Genomic DNA, 20,320 nt, shown 5'->3' on the forward strand with positions numbered 1-20,320 from the left:
CTCCGGTGTACGCCGAGCCTGAACCGACTACTTCTACGTTCTCCCCGTGTTCATTTAACCATCTAATCTCCCTATTCCATATTATCCCGTAATCACGGATTTCTCAAATTATTCATTGATTACGAAATGGGAGAAGTTCATCACCCTCTTCATCGTATGCTTTATGGACAGAGAATTGAGGCCCGAATCTATTAATAGCCTTCGAGATATGAATCATATCTTTAAAAGTGTTCAGGCTACTTTTTTACAACCATCTACTTGCCTCGTTCTATTTCTCCCATAAATTTTCTAACGTTTTCAACGATTTCTTTTGATCGAGTATGGTGTAAATAATGCCCACCTTCCAATGTTATCACTTTTCCATGTACAGAATCTTTGACTTGTTCTTCATGCAACGGTATCCAATCTTTAATGTCTGCACTATTCGCTTGTATAAAGAAAATAAGGGGAAGATTTTTTGGGAATGTTACATGTTCAGCTGTTTTAAAATTAGAATTAATATGTTCCATTTCATTCAAGGTACTCGGATTATACATGTTTTTGAGAGCAAGCATTCTCATTTGTTCTTTGGTTTCATCATCAAATGGTAATGTAGCATAGGGGTCAGCACCTAGTTTCATTAGCAATCTGGACAACCCTGATTTTTTGAGTATTTGAACAGTTTTGATTGGAAATTCAACATCCTTATTGTCGAATTGCGTTGGAACACTACTATCGATCCCGACAAATGCACGCACTTCATTTGCATATTTGTTCACATAATCAAGTCCGTAAATGCCTGCAATGGAGTGCCCCATTAAAATATAGCGGTCCATTTTAAGATGCTGTAAAGCTTCATGAATTTCATTTACAATATTCTTTGTACTTCGTTCCTTTTCGGTACCATCACTTAATCCATAACCAAAGGGCTCGATCACGACGACTTTGTAAAAGGGGGATAGCTCTTCTACGAGCGGCTTAAAATCAAGTGCTGGCGCTGCTGTTCCATAGCCTGGTAAGAGCACAACTATCTCTTCGCCTTTTCCTTGAATCGTAACGTTCATATTTTTCCCGTCTACAGGGACTAGCTGCCCATAGGGTTTTATTTTTCCTTGCTCCGATTTGCTGCTTATCCAATTCACTGTAAACACAACGGCTAGAAAAAGTGCTATTGCTAGAATGATTACTCCTATTATTTTAAAAAGAATGATTAGTGCTTTACTTGTTCTCGTACCCATCCTCTTTTTCATTACCTCTCTTTGTTCCACTCGCATCTTCTCCTGTCTTCATCAGTTGACTGGGCACCTTAACGTTCCGCTAAGGAAAGCTTAGACGACGAAAATGTACTCTTTATGACGACACTATGAACGGAATATGAACAAGCAAAAAAAGCTACGGCGTCACATGCAAGGAAGCTTGCACATGAGCCGTAGCTTAGAGGATACGAGAACAGCGTTTAAACAATCTAAATGATACCAATGAATCTAACTAACGGTTGGCGTTGTGATTGGCAAAGTGACAATGAAGGTCGTTCCCCGACCAGGTTCGCTTTCCACTCGAATGTCACCTTGATGAAGTAATACGATCTGTTTAACGATGGCCAGTCCCATACCGCTACCATCATACTTGCGACTGTGAGAACGATCCGCCTTAAAAAACCGCTCGAATATGCGCTTCTGGTCCTCTAGTGAAATACCAATGCCCGTGTCGGATATTCGGACGGTCACGCTGTTCATATCTTGTTTGATACTGACGCTAATCTTGCCACTATCATGAGAAAATTTGATGCTATTGCCGAGTATATTGATCCACACCTGATTGAGCTGGTCGTGATCAGCCGTTAGCATAACTGCCTTCAAATTAAGATCGAAACGGATGTTACGTGCTGACCATTGCGGCTGGATCGCGACGATGACTCGTCTTATCTCTTCATCAAGACTGCGGGTGACCAGCCGCATCTGCTGTGATTGCGATTCAAGTAAGCTCAGCTTTAGCAGGCTATCGCTCATTTTGGACATCCGCTCCGCTTCAGCGATAATAATATCAAGATAACGGCTTCGCTCGTGATCGCCAAGGTCTACTTGCTTCAATGCTATAGCATAACCGGATATCGAGGTGAGCGGAGACTGAACTTCGTGCGACACGTTCGATACGAATTCCCTACGCATCTGCTCAAGTTGCTGCAAGTCATGTATCATTTCCTCGAAGCTGCGAGCCAGAGTACCCAGCTCACCTGTTTGCTGAATATTCAGCTTGACGTTGAAATCTCCAGCTGCTATCTGCCTAGTCGCCTTTGTCAGCTTTTTGATCGGTCTTACTAGAAACATAGCAGCAACCAGAATCATTAAGCTCCCTGCTATCAATGAATAGATCAAAAAAGCAATGATCCACTTGATAGCAAAAGAGGCGGAAGGGGGCGCGATCGGCTCTACAAACATTGCTTTCATTCCCGCTTCCGTTTTCAAAGGCAACCCTAAGAGACTAGGAGCAACCCCATTCATATTCACTTGAACAACTTCTCCATCTCGTACTTTTTTTATTTGTTCCATTGTCACAGTAGTAGGTTTGTGTCCATTAAGCATTCCAAAAGGCTGGAACTGGCCCATTTCATCGTAAATTCGTATATGATAGGAATCAAGCTGCTTCATCCCACTAACGTATGAGTCCGCTTCACGTTGCGGAATGATTTCATAAATCTGAGCGACGTCCTGACCAAAGTGAAGTAAGTTAATTTGTAAATTTTCGTTCAACTTCTCTTCAAATACCCAAACTGCTACAAAAAAAGCAATGAGCGTGCCCGCGATAACAGAAACTAGAAATGTCAGGACAGCACGTGTATATAAAGATCTAATCATTCGTATACCTCAAGCCGGTATCCAAGCCCACGCACCGTTTCGATACGAAAATCAGGTGTAGTCGCGAACCGTTCGCGCAGACGCTTAATATGTACGTCTATCGTACGATCATCTCCCATGTAATCGATCCCCCAAATTTGATCGATCAGTTGTGCGCGCGTGTAGATTTGTCCAGGTGTACCAGCGAGCTTATAAAGTAATTCGAACTCCTTGAGTGGCAACGTGAGTAACTCCGCCCCTCTCATCACCTTATAGGTCTGCCGATCAAGAATGACGTTACCTAATCGGATCGACTGCGTCGAACCAATCCGATATCGTTTCAGTAGTGCCTTAACACGAGCCATCAACTCCAACGGATCGAACGGTTTTGTCAAATAATCGTCCGTCCCAAGTTGGAACCCTTTCACTTTCTCCCATGTTTCGCCTCTCGCAGTCAACATCAGTAACGGAAGATCGGGATTAACCCTTCGAAGCTCCTTGCATAACGTCCAACCATCCATAATCGGCATCATAATATCGAGTACCACAAGATCAACATTCGTCGAGGCATAGACGGTTAGTGCTTCTTCACCCTCTGTGGCTTCAACTGTGGCGAATCCTTCGTTCCGTAGAAATAAACAAACAAGTTCGCGAATGTTCGCATCGTCGTCAGCAACCAATATAGTAGGCATTCGTTCCCTCTTCCCCGCTGTTTTTCCCAATCCATTCCATTCATTTTGTAACTATTATACTATAAATAGATTTGAAACATCGAATAATATAGATAGATAGAACAAAGAAAGACTACATGCTATAAACCAAAATAGCCCGTGAATGACACGGACTTATTTTGAAGGGGGAATATTGATTATGAGTGAGGTTTAGAGAAATTCAGAGAAACTCAGATAGATTTAGAGCGGTTTAGGCGAGCCTAATTCCACTAAGCATAGCTGTCCATAAAGCGTCACACCGCAGCTCCAGCGGCATTTGCACAGCGCATACACGCTCCAGCGGCCAATCATTTTCCACCAACGTTTCAAAAGGATAATCATTAATAAGCAGCACTGTGAACGGGCCCTTCACAAGCTGAGACAACGTCAATTGCAACTGCACCGCCTCCTCATACGTCCCTCCCAAACGAACAAACAAGATACGCTTTCCCGAATCAACACAGTCTAAAAATCGTTGAATACGGCGATTTATTTTCTCTTTAAATTCAGGAAAAAGCTCTACCCGATGTGTTCCCTGATCGTCAATAGCAAGGTCGTGGACAAGCATAATTTGGTACAAATGATCAAATAAATATATATTTTGATTCTCGTAGTTCACAAATCCCATATTTGTAGGCTCCATAAACGCAGCAAATCGATTTGCCAGCAGCACATTCACATGCGTCAACGATTTCGATATCATCCAATCCAGCACACCACTGCAAGGACGCAATTCATTGCTCTCTAGTTGAATAGCAGCCAGACACTTCGAGCCAAGACTGAATATCGCATCATACTCGCCTTTAATATGTGTCAGTCTCATCTATGGCACCGCCTTTTTCATTAGTATATTCACCTCCCTGTCCGATGACTGAACAGATGATGGAGTGATAATGTCATGAAACAGCGCTAGAATGGGAACGTTGCGGTGCAAGAGATTGTCCGGTATGATCAACATCATAAGGATGAAAAAGGAGGAAAGCAGCAGCCATGTGCGGAAGATTTACGTTAACGGTATCGTTGGAAGAATTGATGGCTTATTACGAAATCGAGGAAGTCGGTTCCGCGACTCACACGCCGCGCTATAATATCGCTCCGAGCCAATCGGTAACCGCAGTTATTCATGATGGAACGAAGCTGCGTCTCGGTCCACTGCGGTGGGGGCTCGTGCCATCTTGGGCACAGGACGACAAGCTTGCATGGAGGACGATAAACGCCCGTTCGGAGACGCTGCGGGACAAGCCTGCATTCCGAACGCCGTTTCAGCGCAAACGCTGCCTTATTCCGACGGATGGCTTCTATGAATGGAAACAGGAAGCCGACGGCAGCAAGCAGCCGATGCGTATCGTGCTTCAAGAGCGGAAGCTGTTCAGCATGGCAGGTCTATACGATACGTGGATCAATGATAAAGGCGAAAAGGTAAGCACCTGCACCATTATTACGACGACACCGAACAGCACGATGGAGCCGATTCATGACCGGATGCCTGTCATTTTGTCGCAAGCCGAGGAAAGACAGTGGCTTGACCGCCGTGTAACCGACACGGAGCAGCTACAAGCCCTACTAAAACCTTGCCCATCTACATGGTTGAACGCCTATCCGGTAGATCGCCAAGTAGGCAACGTCCGTGTCGACTCCCCTGCTTGCATAGAGCCCATTCATGGATAGAAAAAAGAGCCGACAACTAGTCGACTCTTTTGCTACCCATTTTCATGCAATTTTACCCACTGCTACAAGCCATTAGCGGAACATCCCCCATAACTTGAGCAGATGGAGCGTGCTATTCGGGTCAATTTTTTGACTAATAATAAATTGTACGATGTGTTCTTCCTGCTGCTCGCTTATTTGCTCATTGAGTACATGCGCCACTTGACGAAGCAGGCGGCGTACCGCAACACGATTTTGCAAATCTGCTTTTGTAACGCCATGCACCGTCGTTTTAACTCGTTCCTTCAGGGCAGGATTGCGCATCTTCGTTTTAATCCGCTCCACAAGCTGCGGGTTGATACCATACTGAACATAGCTCATCGGGTCAAGCACCTCCGAAACTCAGGCTTTCACCGCTTAATCGACTCACATCGTACACATGATCAAGCTATGAAAGCTAGATTATGTTTCAATATATGCCTGCTTGCTTGTCAGCTATCCGCCCGATTTTCTGTGCGAACGGTTAATCGACCACTTCCCCTTGGAACAGCTGCTCCCGTTGCAGCACTTCCCGTAGAGACGCGTACTCAGGAGATGTCCAGAACAGCTCTGCGCCGACTAGCGCTGCCGCATCATCACGCGCCTGCTCCAATACAGAGAAGTCACTCGCCATGTCGGCAACTTTAAAATCAGGCATACCACTCTGCTTCGTGCCGAAGAAATCGCCTGGACCACGCAGCTCCAAATCGCGCTGTGACAGTTCAAAGCCGTCTTCCGTCTCCGTCATAATACGCATCCGCTCTTGACCGACTTCCGACTTCGGATCGGCAATAAGCACGCAATAAGACTGATGCTCGCCCCGGCCGACACGACCACGCAGCTGATGCAGCTGCGAGAGGCCGAACCGCTCAGCGTCCATCACGACCATTAACGTTGAGTTCGGCACATCGACGCCGACCTCGATAACGGTCGTCGAGACGAGTACATGTGTCTCGCCTGCACTAAACAAGCGCATGACCTCATCTTTTTCTGTCGCTGACATCCGACCGTGCAAGAGCCCCACTGCTAGATCTGGCAGTGCTTGCTGCATTTGGATGTGCACATCGATTGCATTTTGCACGTCCAGCTTGTCCGATTCTTCGATGAGCGGACAAATGACGTAAGCTTGCCGGCCTGCGGACACTTCCCGCCGAATAAAGCCTAGGACACGGTCAAGCAGTTCGTGCTTGACCCAATACGTCTTAATCGGCTTACGCCCGGCCGGACGCTCACGAATGGACGACACTTCCATATCGCCGAAAGCCGTAATCGCCAACGTACGTGGAATTGGCGTCGCCGTCATCGTTAGCACGTCCGGATTTAAGCCTTTGCGGCGCAGCACACTGCGTTGATTCACACCGAAGCGGTGCTGCTCATCTGTAACGACAAGGCTTAAGCGCGGAAAATGCACGCCCTCTTGGATGAGAGCTTGCGTGCCGACCACGATGTCGACCACGCCCTCTTGCATAGCAGCAAGCACATCACGACGCTTGCGACCTGTCAAGCTGCCTGTAAGCAGCATGACTTGAATGCCGTGCGGCTCAAACAGCCGCGATAACGAACGCATATGCTGCTCCGCCAAAATTTCGGTCGGCACCATAAGCGCACCTTGAAAGCCTGCCTTTACAGCCGCGTATAGCGCGACAGCGGCCACAACCGTCTTACCCGAGCCAACATCGCCTTGCAACAGACGGTTCATGCCATACGGTGACCGCATATCGCTTAATATAGCGGTCACCGCTTGCTTCTGACCTTCGGTCAGCTCGAATGGCAAGCTGCGCACAAACTGTCGCACCGTCGCATTGTCCACTTCGTGAGCGACCCCGTCAGAACGCTCGCGAGTGATTGCGCGAAACGCGTGCAACTTTAGCTGAAACAAAAATAATTCCTCATACACCATACGCCGACGCGCTTGCTTGCCCTCATCCGTATTCTGCGGCTGATGCATCGTGCGTACAGCCATCTTCCGCGGCATGAGGCGATAGCGCCGCACAAGTTCCCCAGGCAGTATTTCGGGAATGGCTTCCCCAAATTGCTGCAACGTCTGGGTAATCGTCTTACGCATCCACGTCTGCGTAATTTTCCCTCCGACCGAATAGACCGGTTGCAGGGTGTCGACGCGACTGTTTCCTTTGTCCGGGAACTCAGAGGACGAGACCGTCAATTGTAGACGACGCTGATCCCATTTCCCAGTAAGCACGATATCTCGTCCTTGCGTTAATTGTTCACGTAAATACGGGCGGTTGAACCATGTCGCGGTAACGAGCCAAGATTCAATCATGACACGGCACGACAATTTCGATTTACGACCAAATCGCTGTGTGATCGGCTCACTCATAATACGACCTGTGACCGTAATTTTTTCTCCATCTTTAACATCACTTAACTGGCGAAGGCGGTAATCTTCATAACGGAACGGAAAATAATTAAGCATATCTTCGACTGTAAAAATGCCAAAGGCGTGAAGCTCTTGTTGTTTCAAAGCGCTCACGCCTTTAATCATCGTCACTGGACATTGCTGTAAATCAATCATGGGCTAAAGTCTTCCCAATCTAGACGAAAAGGCGGGCAATTGCCCGCCTTACTTCGCCTCCCACATGATGGACAGAGCTACACCGTGCCCCACATGCGTGCCTACAACAGGTCCAATTACATTATAGTCCAGTGAACGAACATCAAAGTTCGCCTGTATGCTTGTTAATAATTCATCCGCTGCCGCTTTATCGTTAGAATAACCGATAACAACATGTACCGGCTTTCCTTCAAAATCACGCTTCAGTAACTCAACAACACGCGCCACTGCCTTCTTATGACCGCGTACCTTGTCCACTGAATTCACTTGGCCTTCATCGTCAATCGACAATATCGGCTTAATGTTAAGTAAAGTACCAAACAAGGCTGCTGCCTTGCCGATACGACCGCCTTTTTGCAGGAACTCCAACGTATCTACGAGGAAATACAGCTTTCGATCGCTCTGCAAGCGTTCGATTTCAGCTAATATTTCTTCGCTTGAACGTCCTTCCTCCGCCATTTTAGCTGCCGTAATGACGAGTAAGCCGAAGCCGTACGTTGCCGACCTAGAGTCGATCACCGTAATATTAGCTTCTTCTTCCATCATATTTTTTGCTAGAACGGCCGATTGGTAAGTCCCGCTCATCGCCGCTGATAAGTGTATGGAAATAATTTGCGTGTCAGGTTCCTTGTTCAAACGTTTATAAACGTCTAGAAACTCGACAGGTGATGGCTGAGACGTTGTCGGCAGCTGCGCTGCTTGAGACAACTTGCCGTAAAACTCCTCGGCTTGAATCGTAACCGCGTCCTTGTACATTTCTTGTCCAAAATGAACTTTAAGTGGCACCATTTCAATCCCGTAACGTTCCCGCAGTTCGAGCGAAATATCCGCCGTACTATCCGTCACTATCCGAATGCTAGCCATCGGCTCTCCCCCATTTCTGTACTACTCTACAGAAATAATGTAACAATAAATTGGCTGGCCACCTTGATGTACGTCCACTTCAACATCAGGATAATTGTCGCTTACCCAAGCTACAAGTTCCTCTGTATCCGTGTCATTTGCGTCTTCGCCCGACAAGATCGTTACCATTTCTCCGCCATCAGCTACCATCTTCGTGATGAGCTGTTGACATGTTTCAAGCAATTGCTCGGTTGTTGCAACAATTTTACCTTCAGCAATTCCGATATAGTTACCTGCTTTAATATCTAAATCGTCAAATGTCGTATCGCGAACCGCATACGTCACTTGACCAGAACGAACGTTAGCAATAGCCTCGTCCATCGACGAAGTATTTACTTCAAGGTTTTCCTCTTCTTTGAACGCGAGCACTGCCGCAATGCCTTGCGGAATCGTCTTGCTTGTAATGACCGTTACGTTGCGATCAACGATATCAGCAGCCTGTTTGGCAGCAAGTACGATGTTCGAGTTGTTAGGCAAAATGTAAATGTGATCAGCCGTAATCGACTCAATCGCTTCGACAAAATCTTGCGTACTCGGATTCATCGTCTGTCCACCGGACAATACAATATCAACACCTAGGCTCGTAAAAATATCACGAATGCCATCGCCCATCGCGACTGCAATAAATCCGTAAGGTGCTAATTCATCTGCTGGCGGCTCTGCAATTACTGCGTGATCCGTTACTTCAGCTGTTGGCATATCCGCAAACATGTCTGGTAACGCGGACACTTCTGCATGTTCAGCATCTAGCAATTCACGATGTTGCTCACGCATATTCAAAATATGAATTTGAATCAGTTCACCATGCTGCATCGCCAAGTCAAGCACTTCACCTGGAAGACGGGAATGCACATGCACTTTAACAATTTCATCGTCAGGAATAACAATGATAGAATCACCATTTTTAGCAAGCGCTTTTCGGAATGCAGCTTCATCAAATGGACGTGCTGAAGCTGCTGTACGGTCAATGAAAAATTCCATATCATATAAAAATTCAATGTCTTCCGTATTCAGCTTCGCTTGTGCAGATGTAGGTGTTTCACGATGTACGACAGGAGTCGCTACTTTAAAGGCTTGTCCAACTTCCGTTGTAGAAGCTGCTTCACCCGTAAATGCGCCTTCTTCCGACTCCAACACCCGCAAAAATCCTTCATAAATGTAAACAAGGCCTTGTCCACCGGAGTCAACAACACCTACCTGCTTCAATACCGGCAACAAGTCCGGTGTCTTCGCGAGCGCTTCATTGGCTTTAGCCAACACTTCACGCATTAATTCAACTACATCTGGAGTCCGGCGTGCAATCGCAACTGCATGCTTACCTGCTTCTTTAGCTACTGTCAAAATGGTACCCTCAACAGGCTTGACTACTGCTTTATAAGCCGTGTCCACACCGCTCTGCAACGCATTGGCGAATTGGACTGCATTTATTTCATCAAGACCAGCAACACCACGGCTAAAGCCACGGAATAGCTGCGACAAAATAACGCCGGAGTTGCCACGTGCGCCCATAAGCAGCCCCTTGGACAATACCTCCGCCGACTTGGAAATAGACGGCGACATCTTCGCTTTAAGCTCCGCTACACCCGCTGTCATCGTTAAGTTCATATTCGTTCCCGTATCTCCATCTGGTACCGGAAACACGTTCAATGCATTAACGTATTCGGCATGCCGATTAAGTGCATCCGCTCCGCCCAGCACCATATTGGAAAACTGTGTCCCATTTAAAGAACGCTTGTTCAAAGGATATTCCCCTTCCTAGCTTGATACACGCACATCCTGCACAAAAATGTTGACCTGCTCTACTTGCAGACCGACAACATCATTAAGTACATATTTAACTTTAACTTGAATGTTGTGCGCTACTTCAGAAATTTTCGTTCCATAGCTAACGACCGTATATAAATCTATATGCAGTGCCTCTTGTTCACGTCGCACTTCGACGCCACGTGACAAATTCTCACGTCCGAGCAGTTCAGCAATTCCATCTTTTAATTGCTTTCGTGATGCCATGCCAACAAGACCGTAGCATTCCATAGCTGCCGAGCCTGCAATAACAGCTACCACTTCATCGGAAATATTTACTTTTCCTAATTCTGTACCGAGTTCAATGCCCATGGGTTCGTTCACCCCTTTTCGAGTATTATGGACTAATCACCATTGTACTATAAGAGAAAACAGAAATAAACAAAGTTTTTGATTTGGTTGACGAGAGATTTTAACATATGGTATCATATTTGAGTATTTGATTGTATGCAGGGTTGTTTTGGGACAAGGAGGTGTAAGGCATGGCTCGCAAATGTTATATTACGGGGAAAAAACCTGGATCGGGAAACAATAACTCCCACGCGAACAACAAAACGCGTCGCACTTGGGGCGTAAACGTTCAGAAAGTTCGCATTTTGGTTGATGGTAAACCTAAACGCGTCTACGTGAGCACGCGCGCATTGAAAGCAGGTAAAGTGACTCGCGTCTAATCCCATGCACTATATACAAAAAGCACCTTTCTAGGTGCTTTTTTGCGTTGCCGACTCCGTATTGTATACATTTGCATGTGGATCACTTCGCTTTAGACGGTTGTGGAACAATTAGGGGATGGATGGTTACGGATTCAGCTCAATGCCGCCGCGAAGCATCAATTTTTTTGGAACGTATTCAGTATCGCCTTTACGAAACCTCCCAAAAATTTAGGCAGCTTAAAAGTATAAAACTTCATTTTCCACCCTCCTCGTCGTTCTCATCCTACCCTGTTGTCCATGCTATTCATCTTGCCCTTCTAATCAACTCGATGAACTAACGAACCGAACGAAAAAAGCTGTAGGAAATCGCGCTTTGCTCATGTAACCATCATATGCCAAATTAGAACACCGTATGCCTAGGCAAATGCCCAAAAAGCCTAAAATGCCTGAAATACCTAAAAAAAACGGGCAGCGAAAATGTCCGCTACCCGTGAATAGAATACGTCCATACACGCATCCGCTGTGAGCTATATCGCTACGCCTGGTAGCTTATTCGTATGAATAACCATCGCCATAAAAAATATGCTAACTAAGCAATATAGCACCGCCAGCGCGATAAACCCAAAGCGCATTTTACGCGTTTCGTAGCGTTTAAAAAAGCGAATGCCAAGTAAAAAAGCACCTAACGAGCACACTAAATTAAGCGGCAGCGGCAGAAATGGATACAATCCAACCAAAGATCCGCAAGCAAAACTGTAAAGTGTCAAAGATAACGCCGTTCTCCCCGTCACGAACGCATGTCCCCTCTCGCTACAAGCTCATCGTTGTCAATTATCGCTTATCGCTTCAAAGCCGCTTGTCCAGCTTGACGAATGCGCTCGATTGCCTCTTGACGATCCTTAGCTCCGTACACAGCACTGCCTGCTACGAGCACGTCTGCACCCGCCTCAGCCACTAGCGCCGCTGTTTCCGCAGTAACACCGCCATCCACCTCAATATGCACATGCTGCAAATTGCGGGCGTCTAGCATGCTGCGCAGGCGACGAATTTTATCAAGTGTATTCTCGATAAAGCTTTGGCCGCCAAAGCCTGGGTTAACCGTCATAATAAGAACCATGTCCAAATCAGGCAGCACTTCCTCGATAGCGGATAGCGAAGTGCCCGGATTGAGCGCAACACCCGCCTTAACGCCGAGTTCTTTAATTTGATGAATAACGCGATGTAAATGCGGGCAAGCCTCCGCATGAACTGTAATCCAGTCTGCACCTGCTTTTGCGAAAGCAGGAATATATTTTTCTGGCTCAACAATCATCAAATGAACGTCAAGTGGCAGTTTCGTATGCGGACGAATCGCTTCTACGATAAGCGGACCGATCGTCAAGTTCGGCACGAAACGGCCATCCATTGCGTCAATATGAATCCAGTCTGCGCCGCCACGCTCAACATCTGCGATGTCAGCGCCAAGTTGTGCAAAGTCGGCGGATAAAATCGATGGTGCTATTTTAATCATGTCAGTACCTCCGCTTTTTTTCTTTCATTTCATTAAAAAAGATTAAATAGTGATCATAGCGCGACGAGGCGATTTCTCCAGCCTCTAGCGCCGTTTTTACGCGGCATCCAGGCTCATGAATATGCGTACAGCCGCGGAATTTGCAATCAGCAGCTAAAGGCTGAAACTCGCGGAAACACTCACTTAGCTGGTCAACACCAAGCTCAAGGAAATCAAGTTGGCTAAAGCCGGGCGTATCCGCGATGTATCCACCTTGCGGAAGCGGAATGAGCTCGACATGTCGTGTCGTATGCTTACCGCGTCCTAGCCTTTGGCTAATCTGATTCGTTTCAAGCGTAATGCCTGGTACCATCGCGTTAAGCAACGACGATTTCCCAACGCCAGATTGGCCAGCAAACACGCTCAGCTCATTAGCAAGCCGTTGTTGAACCCGATCGAAGCCCCAACCTGCACTAGCGCTCGTTGCAATGACTTCATAGCCAATCGCTTCGTAAAGGCGAATGTTATCTTCCATCTCGCTACGTGCTTTCGCTGCCTTTTCTGGTGGCAGCGAATCGATCATGTCACATTTCGTCAAGATGATGACGACGTCGATTCCGGCATGTTCAATATGCACGAGGAACTTGTCCAATAGCTGACGATTAAACGCCGGTTCCATCACCGAAAAAACGAGCGCCGCCAGTTGAATGTTAGACACTGGCGGCCGAATAAGCTCACTCGTACGAGGAACAAGTTCATCTATGATGCCTTCCTCATTTTCTGTGACCAAAAAGACGACTCGATCCCCGACTAAAGGAGATTCGCCTCTTTTTTTGAAAATACCACGTGCTCGGCATTGAACGGTATGTGCAGCTGGCTCACCGTCCGGCTGCACATAATAATAACCGCTTAATGCTTTCACGATTAGACCTTCCGGCATGTTGTACCCTCCGTTAATTTACGTGTCGTCACGTGACGTCATTGTTATGTCTCAATGGGTAACGTACAGGTTTGTCTAAGGCTGTGTTCCTTGCTCTCCTTGCTGCTCTCCTTGACCATTGTTTGGATCACTATGCTCATTACCATTACCCGTTCCTTCGCCAGACTGGCCATCTCCTTGGTTCATCGTGGGATGACCATTTGGTTGTGGAACATTGTTGTTCTTCGCATCGTTATACGTAACCGGATACGACTCCAAATATTGCCCATCACGATAAACGGATACAGCACCATCTTTGTTCGGCGCTAGCACCAGCTCAATGTGTAATATTTGCGAAGTACTGATCTTTTGTTTGCCCCACTCTTTACTTTCACCGCGGGCATCCGAATAGACGATTCGGAACGTACTTTCTTTACCTTCTTCTTGCGGAAAAACAGGTAAAGCAAGGGTATATTTCAACGCTTCCGGCGGATATCCCGAACTTACGTAAATCGTAATTTCTGCCCCTTTTTCCACTTGATCGTTCGGCTCATATGGGGACTGGCGTATAACTTCACCTACCGGAACAAAGCTCGACTCCTCAATAATGCCGCCGTTCTTTTTCAGCTTCAATTCACTCGATTGCAGCTGCGCCAATGCTTCATCCTTTGTCTTACCGATCAAGTTAGGCATTCTAAACATTTCTTTGCCTTTGCTCACATGAACCTGAATCGTTTCCTTCCTCGGGTCCACTTTGGTATTTGCAGCTGGTGAAGTCTTGACTACTTCCCCGGACTGCACCTCATCGCTGAACATAGGTTTCCGCTGAATGCGTGAACTTTCAAAGCCTAGCCTGATCAACTCCTGCACCGCGCTTTCGTAGGAATGGCCCGTTAAATCAGGCAGCTCTACGAACGCGGTTCCTTCGCTAATCGAGAGGCGAATCTTTGAGCCCTCTTTTACTTTTGTACCTGCTGGCTTGCTCTGGTCAAAGACAATACCTTTAGCGACATTCTCGTGGTACTCTAGCAAACTCGGCTCCTCAACGTCTAAATTGAGCTCTGTCAGCATGTTCCTAGCTTCCGTCTCCGTTTTGCTAACTAGATTCGGAACCTCAATTTCCTTCACACTGATTAAACTTTTGACGTAGAAGACGACGCCCACCATAATGGCCAGAAACAATACGGTAATGCCAATCCAAATCGCAGGCTTGACCCAAGCCTTTTTACCCGGCTGAGCCGGTTTATTCGATTTGTTGCCGCCTTCGCTCTGCTTAACCTGGCTGCCGCCTGTGCCTTGCACCGAGCCAGCACCTGTTGATGCAGCCATGATCTGCTCCACATGTTCACTCTCAAAGCGTTCGTTACTCTGCACGTTGACTTCGCGAATCGCAGGCATTACGCGCGTTTCTTGATCGTCATCATACCGTGCAGAAGCAGCTGCAAAAGTAAGCCTCGGCTCTTGCAAGCGACTTGGAGCTAGACACGTCTCCAAGTCCTGCAGCATTTCAGTAGCCGACTGATAGCGTTCGCTCGGGTTCTTACGCATCGACTTTAAAATAATGTTCTCCACGCTTTGCGGAATATGAGAATTAAGCTTGCGCGGCTCCTCGAACGTATCCTGCAAATGCTTCAACGCCACACTAATCGGGCTCTCGCCTAGAAATGGCAAACTGCCCGTCAACATTTGATACAATACGATACCTAAAGAGTACAAATCCGATTTCTCACCTGTCGCCACGCCTTTCGCATGCTCGGGAGAGAAATAATGCACAGAACCGATCACAGAGCCTGTCTGCGTAATCGTAGACGACGTAACCGCTCGTGCGATTCCGAAGTCGGTTACTTTAACCCGTCCATTTTTACCGATCAAAATGTTATGCGGTTTAATGTCACGATGAATAATGTGATTTTGGTGGGCATGGTCGAGCGCGTCGCAAATTTGGATCGCAATACGAACCGCTTCCTCTGATTGCAACGGTGCACGATCCTGAATAACTTCATTCAAGTTGAGCCCTTCAACATATTCCATGACGATAAAATGTATATCTTCCTCTTCCTGACCAACGTCATAAATGCTGACGACGTTCGGATGAGACAACGACGCTGCGGATTGCGCTTCACGACGGAAGCGACGAATGAATTCCTCGTCGAATACAAATTGCTGTCTTAATATTTTCACTGCCACATGGCGGTTGAGCAGCACATCCAGCGCTTTATACACAAGCGCCATGCCGCCACCGCCTATGCGGGCCATAATTTCGTAACGTCCGGCTAAAGTAGTGCCGATCACGAGTTCCACCCCTCTTTCTCGGTGCTAGAGTGTTGGCGCTCTATGAGGACGATAGTAATATTGTCGTCTCCGCCCGCTTCTAATGCTTGTGTAAGCAGACGATCCGCCTTCACTTCTAGCGGAAGCGAAGGATCGATTACGGTTTCCCAGATGGTCTTGGACTTTAGCATGTTCGTCAAACCATCGCTGCATAGGAGAAGCGATTCTCCACTAGCCATGGTCAGCGGTTTTAAATCAACAGCTACTTGATCGTCTGTGCCTAAGGCACGAACAAGTACATTTCTCCGCGGGTGACGCTCGGCTTCCTCGGGGCGGATTTGCCCTGATTTGACGAGTTCGTTCACGAGCGTATGGTCGTCCGTCAACTGCGCGATGCCATCTCGGTCCACGCGATAAGCGCGGCTATCCCCGATATGGCCAATATAACCGTCTTCATCCTTAAAAATAGCTGCCACAATTGTTGTGCCCATATGATGATACTTTTCATCTTGAGAAGCAATCTGAAATATCGTCTGATTGGCACGGAAAATAGCGTGTTCGAGCGCTTTACCAAGCTGCTCTTGTTCTAGCTCTTCTGGCAGCGCCTTAAGCTCTGCTGCTACCGTTTCTACAGCCAATCGGCTGGCAATGTCACCTGCCTGATGCCCACCCATACCATCGGCTACGATGTAAAGATCATATCCATTCGGCAGTTTAGCCGCGTAAGCACGGTCTTCATTAACTGCGCGTACGCGTCCCACATCGGAACGATGCACAGCTTTCATGTTCAATCACCTCGCATTGGACTCCATATGCTTCGCACGCAATTGTCCGCATGCTGCTGCAATGTCATGCCCTTGTTCACGACGAATCGTTGCATTAATGCCGCGATCAAGTAGCGCATTATAAAATTTGAAAATATCGTTGCGCGGTGTGCGCACGTAATTGCGTTCTGGCACGTGGTTGACCGGAATCAAGTTCACGTGAGCTAACATTTCCATACGATTCAGTACGTCTGCCAGTTCGATCGCATGCTCTTCTTTGTCGTTCACGCCACCAATTAGGGCATATTCAAACGTTATGCGACGACCTGTCTTTTCTTGATAATGTTTTAGAGAATCCATTACATCTTGGAACGGGAAACGACGGTTAACCGGCATCAGCTTGGAACGTAACGCATCGTTTGGCGCGTGAATAGAAATGGCCAAATTAATTTGCGTATTCTCGTCTGCAAACTTATAAATGCTTGGCACGATACCACTTGTAGACACCGTAATATGACGTTGTCCAATATGCAGTCCCTTTTCATGAATCATGTTGCGCAAAAAGGCCATCGTAGCATCGTAGTTCTCAAACGGTTCACCCGTTCCCATAATAACGATACTGCTGACTCGCTCGTTCGTTTCATCCAATATTTTTTGTGCTGCCACAACTTGAGCCACAATTTCCCCTGCCGTCAAGTTGCGCTTCAAACCGCCGAGTGTAGATGCACAGAACGTACAGCCTACGCGACAGCCGACTTGTGTCGTCACGCATACGCTGTTACCGTAGTCATGCTTCATCAACACCGTTTCAATAGCATGGTCATCATGCAAACCGAATAGAAACTTGATCGTACCGTCCGATGAGCGCAAAGTTGTAATTTCTTTCAATGTCACGAATTGGAAGTTATCTTCCAGTTTAGTGCGCAAACCTTTGGACAAGTTGGACATGTCTTCAAAATTGGAAATGCGCTTACCGTACAACCATTCAAAAATTTGCCCAGCACGAAATGCTGGCTCGCCTTGCTCCTTTAACCAAGCTTGTAGCTGGTCAATCGTTAAATCGTATATAAATGGTTTCATCAGATGTCTTACCTTCGCTTTCTGCTATGCATATAGTCGATTTATTTTACCACAATTGCAGCCCTTGCTAAAAGTCAACTGCAACGAACGTGTGTGAGATAGCCTTTTAGCTATCCTAACCTACGTTCACTTCCTTTTTCTCAAGTCGATCTCCAAGCAACACACCGCACAACATATACTACTACGCATTATAGCCATTGTGTCATAAAAAAGACCCTTATCATCAGCGCAAGCGGTGTCTGGTGATAAGGGTCCGTTGCCATGCTTATCTAGTCGTTACACTTACTCCTTAACAAGACAAGCAATAAAGAACCCGTCTGAGCCTGCATCATGCGGCAGCACTTGCAACATGCCGTCCGAGCTGCGCTGTAAAGCGGCTGCTAGCTTGTCCTGTGGCAACGCAGACTTCCACGTGTCGTCGAGCTGCCACCCGTCGCGTGCATGCTCCGCTAAGAAGTCGCGCACAACGGCTTCGTTCTCCGCGTGCTCTACCGTGCACGTGGAGTAGACGAGGCGACCGCCTTGGCGCACAAGCTGTGCCGCCTCGCGAATGAGTCGCGCTTGCAGAGCCGCGATCGACGTCACATCCTCGGGCTGCTTCGTCCATTTAATGTCAGGCTTACGACGAATTACGCCAAAGCCCGTGCACGGTGCATCCAGCAGCACCGCGTCAAATGAAGACTGCGGCAGCGCCTTCGTCAACGCCTGCGCATCCACGTTCATCACGTGCACAACTTGCAGGCCAAGTCTTATCGCTTGATCCTCGATGAGCGCGACTTTGTGTGCATGCACATCGTTTGCGATGACTTCGCCTTTATTCCCCATGCGCTCGGCAATATGAGCCGTCTTGCCGCCTGGAGCCGCGCAGCAATCAAGCACGCGCATGCCCGGCTCAGGTCGAACCGCCTCAACGACGAGCATCGAGCTTTCGTCCTGTACAGAAAGGCGGCCATCACGGTACCAGCTACTAAGTGCCAAGTTGCCTGCTGCACGTGCAACGATGCCGTCCACAGACACGGCAGAAGGCTCAACTTGCAGGCCGTTCGCTTCCATGTCAGCGATAAGCTGCTCTCTGCTACCGCGCAGGCGATTCACGCGCACACTGCCATGCGGCGGCTCATTGTTAGCCGCACACATCGCGGCTGTCGCCGCTTCGCCATAAGCAGAGATCCAGCTTGCTACGAGCCATTCTGGATGCGAATGCTCCCATGCAATGCGCACGACTGGATTTTTGGCAGCTGCATGAGGGGCGGACCAAATGTCCGGCTCACGCATGACACCGCGCAGCACGCCGTTAACGAAGCCGCCCATCGCTTGCTGGCCGCGCCGTTTGGCAATCGCAACAGCTTCATTTACCGCAGCATGATCGGGAATGCGATCCAAATAATGCAGCTGGTACAAGCTCATCCGTAGCAAATTGCGCATCCACGGCTTCAACTTCGCCGTTCCCTTTTCCACTTTGCGTGCCAGTACGCTGTCAATCGTATTTAAGCGCTGAATCGTACCATATACGAGTTCGGTCGCAAGTCCAGCATCTACGCGCTCAAGCTTAGCTTCCTGCAAAGCTTGATTCAACTGCAAATTGCTATAAGATTGCTCACGCTCTACCGCTACGAGCACATCTAATGCAACTTCCCGTGCCGTCTTCCGACGCGGAGCTGACCCTTGACCCTGACCTTTTTTCACGCCGTTACTCACACCAGCACCGTCCCGCTTTGCAATTTACCACCGCGAACAAATTCCGCGGCTGCCATTGCCTTTTTGCCAGCAGGTTGTACTTCTATCAGCCACAAAGAACCGTCGCCTGTCTTCACTTCAATCCCACGCTCATCGACCGTCAACACGGTGCCAGGAGCGATTGCACTTGCTCCTGTCTCAGATGCATTTGCCTTTTGTGCAGGAACTGTACACGCCCATACTTTAAACACGTCCTCGCCCCACAACGTAAATGCACCCGAAAAAGGTACAAGACCTCGCACTTGGTTAAACAGCTCGCGTGACGTACGCGTCCAATCAAGCTTCTCATCTTCGCGCTTTAAATTAGGCGCGTACGTTGCCAGCGTGTCGTCTTGCGGCTCCGCTTGCAGCTTACCCGCGATCAATTCTGGCAATGTGCGGCGAAGCAAGTCTGCACCAGCTATACGCAGTTTCTCGAACATCGTCCCTGCGTTGTCCTCGTCCGTAATCGGCACTTCTACTTTCGTAAGCATGTCGCCTGTATCCATGCCTTCGGCCATATACATCACTGTAACGCCCGTCACCGCTTCACCATTCATGATGGAACGCTGAATCGGCGCCCCTCCACGATACTGTGGAAGCAGCGAGCCATGGACATTAATACAACCGAGACGCGGAATATCTAATACAGCCTTCGGCAAGATTTGTCCATACGCAGCTGTAATAATGAGATCAGGTGCCAGCTCACGAATCGCATCAACCGTTTCCGAGCCGCGCAAGCGCTCTGGCTGCCAGACTGGAATGTGATGCTGGAGCGCGATTTCTTTGACAGGTGTTGGTGTTAGCACTCGCTTGCGCCCAACTGGGCGATCGGGCTGGCTGACAACCGCTGCTACTTCGTAGCCTTCCTGTATAAGCATTTCTAATGAGGACACCGCAAACGAAGGTGTACCCATAAACACGATTTTAGTCATGATTAC

The 20,320-nt window shown here is 47.9% G+C and carries 20 protein-coding genes; 2 read left to right on the top strand and 18 right to left on the bottom strand.

Annotated elements, in window-relative coordinates; translation table 11 throughout:
• Positions 1 to 254: 254 nt before the first annotated feature.
• The 4 genes from KIK04_RS02315 to KIK04_RS02330 all read right to left on the bottom strand — a co-directional run bounded on the left by KIK04_RS02315 (position 255) and on the right by KIK04_RS02330 (position 4,346).
• A complete protein-coding gene (locus tag KIK04_RS02315; RefSeq protein WP_232276742.1) occupies positions 255 to 1,253 on the bottom strand; it encodes an alpha/beta hydrolase in 999 nt (332 codons plus the stop codon).
• 210 nt (positions 1,254 to 1,463) lie between these two features.
• A complete protein-coding gene (locus KIK04_RS02320; protein WP_232276743.1) occupies positions 1,464 to 2,834 on the bottom strand; it encodes a sensor histidine kinase in 1,371 nt (456 codons plus the stop codon).
• A complete protein-coding gene (locus tag KIK04_RS02325) occupies positions 2,831 to 3,505 on the bottom strand; it encodes a response regulator transcription factor (RefSeq protein WP_232276744.1) in 675 nt (224 codons plus the stop codon). The genes KIK04_RS02320 and KIK04_RS02325 overlap by 4 nt, the downstream gene beginning before the upstream one ends.
• A 229-nt stretch (positions 3,506 to 3,734) precedes the next feature.
• Positions 3,735 to 4,346: a DUF1796 family putative cysteine peptidase gene (locus KIK04_RS02330; protein ID WP_232276745.1), complete on the bottom strand. Its 612-nt coding sequence runs from the start codon at positions 4,344 to 4,346 to the stop codon at positions 3,735 to 3,737.
• A gap of 167 nt (positions 4,347 to 4,513) precedes the next feature.
• Here KIK04_RS02330 and KIK04_RS02335 point away from each other — a divergent pair, with 167 nt between their 5' ends.
• Positions 4,514 to 5,191, top strand: coding sequence for an SOS response-associated peptidase (locus KIK04_RS02335; RefSeq protein WP_232276746.1), 678 nt, complete (start codon positions 4,514 to 4,516; stop codon positions 5,189 to 5,191).
• Between the two features lie 72 nt (positions 5,192 to 5,263).
• Here KIK04_RS02335 and KIK04_RS02340 read toward each other — a convergent pair whose 3' ends face one another.
• The 5 genes from KIK04_RS02340 to KIK04_RS02360 all read right to left on the bottom strand — a co-directional run bounded on the left by KIK04_RS02340 (position 5,264) and on the right by KIK04_RS02360 (position 10,799).
• Entirely contained in the window at positions 5,264 to 5,551 is a 288-nt protein-coding gene (locus tag KIK04_RS02340) for a stage VI sporulation protein F (protein ID WP_232276747.1), read from the bottom strand.
• 142 nt (positions 5,552 to 5,693) lie between these two features.
• On the bottom strand, positions 5,694 to 7,742 hold the full coding sequence (gene recG, locus KIK04_RS02345) for an ATP-dependent DNA helicase RecG (protein ID WP_232276748.1): 2,049 nt from the start codon (positions 7,740 to 7,742) through the stop codon (positions 5,694 to 5,696).
• 48 nt (positions 7,743 to 7,790) lie between these two features.
• The gene (locus KIK04_RS02350) at positions 7,791 to 8,645 is read right to left on the bottom strand and encodes a DegV family protein (protein WP_232276749.1); all 855 of its coding nucleotides are present in this window, start codon (positions 8,643 to 8,645) and stop codon (positions 7,791 to 7,793) included.
• A 21-nt stretch (positions 8,646 to 8,666) separates the two neighbouring features.
• Positions 8,667 to 10,385: a DAK2 domain-containing protein gene (locus tag KIK04_RS02355; protein WP_232278558.1), complete on the bottom strand. Its 1,719-nt coding sequence runs from the start codon at positions 10,383 to 10,385 to the stop codon at positions 8,667 to 8,669.
• 54 nt (positions 10,386 to 10,439) lie between these two features.
• On the bottom strand, positions 10,440 to 10,799 hold the full coding sequence (locus tag KIK04_RS02360) for an Asp23/Gls24 family envelope stress response protein (protein ID WP_232276750.1): 360 nt from the start codon (positions 10,797 to 10,799) through the stop codon (positions 10,440 to 10,442).
• 170 nt (positions 10,800 to 10,969) lie between these two features.
• Here KIK04_RS02360 and rpmB point away from each other — a divergent pair, with 170 nt between their 5' ends.
• Positions 10,970 to 11,158 carry a 50S ribosomal protein L28 gene (gene rpmB / locus KIK04_RS02365; protein WP_232276751.1) on the top strand — a complete coding sequence of 63 codons (189 nt, stop codon included), beginning with the start codon at positions 10,970 to 10,972 and terminating at the stop codon, positions 11,156 to 11,158.
• A 158-nt stretch (positions 11,159 to 11,316) separates the two neighbouring features.
• On the opposite strand, the gene spoVM is transcribed toward rpmB, so the two are convergent.
• The 9 genes from spoVM to fmt all read right to left on the bottom strand — a co-directional run bounded on the left by spoVM (position 11,317) and on the right by fmt (position 20,314).
• Positions 11,317 to 11,397 (bottom strand): stage V sporulation protein SpoVM, encoded by an 81-nt coding sequence (gene spoVM, locus KIK04_RS02370; protein ID WP_019424875.1) that lies wholly within the window; start codon positions 11,395 to 11,397, stop codon positions 11,317 to 11,319.
• Positions 11,398 to 11,667: 270 nt separating this feature from the next.
• Entirely contained in the window at positions 11,668 to 11,931 is a 264-nt protein-coding gene (locus KIK04_RS02375; protein ID WP_232276752.1) for a hypothetical protein, read from the bottom strand.
• A 47-nt stretch (positions 11,932 to 11,978) separates the two neighbouring features.
• Entirely contained in the window at positions 11,979 to 12,650 is a 672-nt protein-coding gene (rpe, locus tag KIK04_RS02380) for a ribulose-phosphate 3-epimerase (RefSeq protein ID WP_232276753.1), read from the bottom strand.
• A 1-nt stretch (position 12,651) separates the two neighbouring features.
• A complete protein-coding gene (rsgA, locus tag KIK04_RS02385) occupies positions 12,652 to 13,569 on the bottom strand; it encodes a ribosome small subunit-dependent GTPase A (protein WP_232276754.1) in 918 nt (305 codons plus the stop codon).
• A 75-nt stretch (positions 13,570 to 13,644) separates the two neighbouring features.
• Positions 13,645 to 15,840 carry a Stk1 family PASTA domain-containing Ser/Thr kinase gene (pknB, locus tag KIK04_RS02390; RefSeq protein ID WP_232276755.1) on the bottom strand — a complete coding sequence of 732 codons (2,196 nt, stop codon included), beginning with the start codon at positions 15,838 to 15,840 and terminating at the stop codon, positions 13,645 to 13,647.
• Positions 15,837 to 16,604 (bottom strand): Stp1/IreP family PP2C-type Ser/Thr phosphatase, encoded by a 768-nt coding sequence (locus KIK04_RS02395; protein ID WP_232276756.1) that lies wholly within the window; start codon positions 16,602 to 16,604, stop codon positions 15,837 to 15,839. The genes pknB and KIK04_RS02395 overlap by 4 nt, the downstream gene beginning before the upstream one ends.
• Positions 16,605 to 16,610: 6 nt before the next feature.
• Positions 16,611 to 17,663, bottom strand: coding sequence for a dual-specificity RNA methyltransferase RlmN (rlmN, locus tag KIK04_RS02400; protein ID WP_232276757.1), 1,053 nt, complete (start codon positions 17,661 to 17,663; stop codon positions 16,611 to 16,613).
• Between the two features lie 282 nt (positions 17,664 to 17,945).
• Positions 17,946 to 19,349: a 16S rRNA (cytosine(967)-C(5))-methyltransferase RsmB gene (rsmB, locus tag KIK04_RS02405; RefSeq protein WP_232276758.1), complete on the bottom strand. Its 1,404-nt coding sequence runs from the start codon at positions 19,347 to 19,349 to the stop codon at positions 17,946 to 17,948.
• Positions 19,350 to 19,357: 8 nt separating this feature from the next.
• Entirely contained in the window at positions 19,358 to 20,314 is a 957-nt protein-coding gene (gene fmt / locus KIK04_RS02410; RefSeq protein WP_232276759.1) for a methionyl-tRNA formyltransferase, read from the bottom strand.
• Positions 20,315 to 20,320 lie beyond the last annotated feature (6 nt).

It is taken from the genome of Paenibacillus sp. 481 (assembly GCF_021223605.1).
Taxonomy (GTDB): domain Bacteria; phylum Bacillota; class Bacilli; order Paenibacillales; family Paenibacillaceae; genus Paenibacillus_B.

Excerpts from the sequence above, each read along its gene's own strand:
- KIK04_RS02335 (WP_232276746.1), top strand. The coding sequence starts at position 4,514 with ATGTGCGGAAGATTTACGTTAACGGTATCGTTGGAAGAATTGATGGCT.
- KIK04_RS02325 (WP_232276744.1), bottom strand. The coding sequence starts at position 3,505 with ATGCCTACTATATTGGTTGCTGACGACGATGCGAACATTCGCGAACTT.
- KIK04_RS02350 (WP_232276749.1), bottom strand. The coding sequence starts at position 8,645 with ATGGCTAGCATTCGGATAGTGACGGATAGTACGGCGGATATTTCGCTC.
- rsgA (WP_232276754.1), bottom strand. The coding sequence starts at position 13,569 with ATGCCGGAAGGTCTAATCGTGAAAGCATTAAGCGGTTATTATTATGTG.
- KIK04_RS02395 (WP_232276756.1), bottom strand. The coding sequence starts at position 16,604 with ATGAAAGCTGTGCATCGTTCCGATGTGGGACGCGTACGCGCAGTTAAT.
- rpe (WP_232276753.1), bottom strand. The coding sequence starts at position 12,650 with ATGATTAAAATAGCACCATCGATTTTATCCGCCGACTTTGCACAACTT.
- KIK04_RS02320 (WP_232276743.1), bottom strand. The coding sequence starts at position 2,834 with ATGATTAGATCTTTATATACACGTGCTGTCCTGACATTTCTAGTTTCT.
- rlmN (WP_232276757.1), bottom strand. The coding sequence starts at position 17,663 with ATGAAACCATTTATATACGATTTAACGATTGACCAGCTACAAGCTTGG.
- KIK04_RS02355 (WP_232278558.1), bottom strand. The coding sequence starts at position 10,385 with ATGGTGCTGGGCGGAGCGGATGCACTTAATCGGCATGCCGAATACGTT.
- rpmB (WP_232276751.1), top strand. The coding sequence starts at position 10,970 with ATGGCTCGCAAATGTTATATTACGGGGAAAAAACCTGGATCGGGAAAC.
- KIK04_RS02340 (WP_232276747.1), bottom strand. The coding sequence starts at position 5,551 with ATGAGCTATGTTCAGTATGGTATCAACCCGCAGCTTGTGGAGCGGATT.
- KIK04_RS02315 (WP_232276742.1), bottom strand. The coding sequence starts at position 1,253 with ATGCGAGTGGAACAAAGAGAGGTAATGAAAAAGAGGATGGGTACGAGA.
- recG (WP_232276748.1), bottom strand. The coding sequence starts at position 7,742 with ATGATTGATTTACAGCAATGTCCAGTGACGATGATTAAAGGCGTGAGC.
- KIK04_RS02330 (WP_232276745.1), bottom strand. The coding sequence starts at position 4,346 with ATGAGACTGACACATATTAAAGGCGAGTATGATGCGATATTCAGTCTT.
- KIK04_RS02360 (WP_232276750.1), bottom strand. The coding sequence starts at position 10,799 with ATGGGCATTGAACTCGGTACAGAATTAGGAAAAGTAAATATTTCCGAT.
- spoVM (WP_019424875.1), bottom strand. The coding sequence starts at position 11,397 with ATGAAGTTTTATACTTTTAAGCTGCCTAAATTTTTGGGAGGTTTCGTA.
- fmt (WP_232276759.1), bottom strand. The coding sequence starts at position 20,314 with ATGACTAAAATCGTGTTTATGGGTACACCTTCGTTTGCGGTGTCCTCA.